This is a genomic window from Nocardioides pelophilus (assembly GCF_014180685.1).
Classification (GTDB): domain Bacteria; phylum Actinomycetota; class Actinomycetes; order Propionibacteriales; family Nocardioidaceae; genus Nocardioides; species Nocardioides pelophilus.
Window position 1 is genome coordinate 1 of record NZ_JACEHF010000261.1, and the last position, 3,093, is coordinate 3,093.

The 3,093-nt window shown below is 72.5% G+C and carries 3 protein-coding genes; 1 reads left to right on the forward strand and 2 read right to left on the reverse strand.

Going from position 1 to position 3,093, the window contains the following annotated elements; genetic code table 11:
- Positions 1 to 116 precede the first annotated feature (116 nt).
- A complete protein-coding gene (gene galE / locus H0488_RS22565; RefSeq protein ID WP_183101443.1) occupies positions 117 to 1,139 on the reverse strand; it encodes a UDP-glucose 4-epimerase GalE in 1,023 nt (340 codons plus the stop codon).
- A 141-nt stretch (positions 1,140 to 1,280) separates the two neighbouring features.
- Positions 1,281 to 2,600: a tryptophan 2,3-dioxygenase gene (locus H0488_RS22570; protein ID WP_183101441.1), complete on the reverse strand. Its 1,320-nt coding sequence runs from the start codon at positions 2,598 to 2,600 to the stop codon at positions 1,281 to 1,283.
- Between the two features lie 131 nt (positions 2,601 to 2,731).
- Between H0488_RS22570 and H0488_RS22575 the strand changes: the two genes are divergently transcribed.
- On the forward strand, positions 2,732 to 3,093 hold a 362-nt coding region (locus tag H0488_RS22575), incomplete at its 3' end, for an NADH-quinone oxidoreductase subunit NuoE family protein (RefSeq protein WP_183101442.1).

Here is a 3,093-nt window from a genome sequence, read left to right on the forward strand (position 1 = left end):
CCCACCGCCGGCCCTCCACCTCGCGGCGGATCCGGAGCACGTCGTCGGCGGTGGTCGCCACGTAGACGACCAGGTCGGGGTCCTCGGCGTACGCCGCCAGCTGGTCCATGGTCCGCCTACCTGCGCCCCGCCGCACCGGCGGGCGCCAGGTCGGGAAGGACCAGCGACCTCCGGTCGAGCCACTCCAGGGCGTGCGTGATCCCCGCCGCCAGGTCGTGCTCGGCGCACCAGCCGAGCAGCCGGGCGGCCTTGACGCTGCGGGTGAACGCACCGACCGTGTCTCCCCTGCGGCGCGGCGCCTCCACCACCCGCACCCGCTCGCCGGTGACGCTCTCGAAGGCCGCGACCAGCTCGCGGACCGTCGTCCCCCGGCCGGTCCCCAGGTTGATCGCCGCGTGCGGCGCCCCGCCGAGCGCCCGGTCGAACCTCTCGACCGCGGCGACGTGCGCCCGGGCGAGGTCCCAGACGTGCACGTAGTCCCGGATGCCGGTGCCGTCCCGGGTCGGGTAGTCCACACCGGTGATCGCGAACGGGACGCCGGCCCGGTGCGCCTCGACCAGCCGGCCCAGGGCATGGGTCGGGGCCCGCAGCTGGAGGCCGGTCCGGAGCAGGGGATCGGCTCCGACGGGGTTGAAGTAGCGCAGCGAGAGCACCCGCAGGTCCGTCGCCTCCGCGAGGTCGGCGAGCATGCCCTCCGCCACCGCCTTCGTCCGCGCGTACGGACTACCGGGGTTCCACCGAGACGCCTCGTCGACGGTGAGATCGGCGTCGGGCTCGTAGATCGACGCTGAGCTGCTGAACACGACGTCGGTCACCCCGCACGCCGCGAGCGTCTCGACGAGCTCGAGGGTCCCGACCACGTTGGTGCGGTAGTAGCCGCCGGGCGCGCTCACCGACTCCGGCACCACGATCCGCGCCGCGCAGTGCATGGCGGCGGTGATCCCGGGGTTCTCCTCGACGATCCTCCGGACGAGGGCCCGGTCGGCGATGTCGCCGTGGTAGGCCGCGCGGCCGCGCAGGAACTCGCGACGTCCGGTCGACAGGTCGTCGAGGATGACCGGCCGGTGGCCGGCCTCGACCATCGCCGACGCGATGGTGCTGCCGATGGAGCCGGCGCCCCCGGTGATCAGGACGTCCATGTCACCGGCNGTCACCGGCACCTCCCCGGGACCTCGGCCGGCACGCCCGCGGGGATCGGGTAGGCCACCACCCTGGAGAGCCGCAGGTCGTCGGGCACCGCGAAACCGGGTGGCAAGTCGGCAATCGATTTCTCGGCGAACCTACGCCGACCTGCGCGAGGTGTCGGTGACCCCGATACCCGGCAGCCGCCAGAACAGACGGTGGTCGAGCCATTCGCTGAGGTATTCGACCCCGGACGTGTAGCCCGATCCGCGGGCCTCGCCGAGCATCCGGGAGGCCAGGGTGACGTGGGTGGATTTCCACCGCCGGTGGCTGTCCTCCAGCGCTCGCAACAACGTTGAAAATTTCACCAGCTCGACGGCACTTCTTTCGTCCGCGGACGCCGCGAGATAGGCATCGGTCACCGTGTCCTGCCCCTCGCCGACCTCGGCGCGGACCGCGGGCACGCTCTCGAACGCCGGCGATCCCAGCCGCGTCGCCGGAGGCAGGCCGCACAGCCCCTCGAACCGTTTGTACTGCTCGGACTGGATCGCACTCGCGCCGTCGGTGAACTCGCGGAAGGTGTGGAACGCCTCGTAGCGCATGGTGGCGACGATCCGGAACAGCGAGGCGTTGCGATCCATGAACGCGACGACCTCCTCCAGCAGCCGGGTGGCGACGTCGTACTCGTGCTCGCGGAGAGCAACCACCGCGTCCCTCAACCGACGGTTCATCCCCGCGAACGCCATCTCGTGCGCCTGCAGGACGCGCATGAAGAAGTACTCGTCGTGCACCGTCGAGACGGGCTGGAGGGACAGCTCGATCCACTCCCCCGCCGTCGCGATCGGCGGGGTCGGTAGCTGCAGTAGCAGGGCGGGAAGGTCCGACTCGGGGTCGTGCGCGATCGCGGACAGCAGGTCCTCGGACGCCGCGCCTCCGAGGTGGGCGGTCATGAACCGCAGGGAGTGGCGCACCCGGGTCCGGAGCGTGCGCGACTCGGGGCGACCGACCGGTGACACCTCCGTACGCCGGTGCGCCGCGCACAGCTCGTACCGGACGATGTCGGCCGCCAGGAGCGCGGCGACGCCCGAGGGTTGCAGGTCGTGCTCGGCGAGGACGACCTCGAGGACCGGCAGGGAGAGGTAGGTGCGGTTCCAGAACCGGCCCTCGTGCTTGTCGAGGAGGCAGTCGAGGAAGGCGTCGAGGTAGGGGTCGCGGCCGGCGTACCGGTCCCTGACCGCCGCGAGCCGCTCGAGCCGGTCGGGCTGCAGGAAGTGCTTGCCCACCCAGCGGATCTCGTGGGTGACCAGCCGAGCGAGGACCAAGCCGTCCAGCTCGTCGGGCGGCACCGTGGGATCGAGCCAGTGGTCGAGCTCGCTGCTCAGGAACGCGGCCGCGGCATCGCGCGAGACCTGGATCGCGCAGCTGCTCTCCACCGCTGCTCGGAGGGCCTGTTCAGCGGGCCCGGCCGGGGCGCTCATCGCACCACAGTGACAACGATGCGCGGGGCTGTCCAGAGAACGGCGGAAGTGACGCGATCCGCCGGCCTCCCCGCCCAACTCGGGACTTCCGACCTGTTTCCAGACGCCTGGTGGTCCGGCACAGTGGCCTGATGGCCAGCGAGCCGCGGAGCCCGGTCGAGGAGCTGCTGCTCCGGGGCGGCGCCCTGCCCGATGCAGCCACCTACGGCGCCCGGACCTACTACGCCGACCACCGCGCCCCGCGGGGTGAGCGTCACGTGCGGGTGTGCACCGGCACCGGCTGCTTCGCCGCGACCGCGAGCCGGCACCTCGGCGAGATCGAGGCGGCCTTGGGCGTCGGGGTCGGGGCGTGCGCGGCCGACGGTTCGGTGTCGCTGCAGGCGGTGCACTGCCTCGGCTACTGCTACGGCGGCCCCGCAGCGCTCGACGACGACGAGCCCCGGGCGGGGACGGACCTGGTCGACCAGCTGGCCGGGCGCTCGGCGGCGGCCGC

Bases quoted from the DNA above. Each gene is read 5' to 3' on its own strand.
- galE (WP_183101443.1), bottom strand. From the start codon at position 1,139: ATGGACGTCCTGATCACCGGGGGCGCCGGCTCCATCGGCAGCACCATC.
- H0488_RS22570 (WP_183101441.1), bottom strand. From the start codon at position 2,600: ATGAGCGCCCCGGCCGGGCCCGCTGAACAGGCCCTCCGAGCAGCGGTG.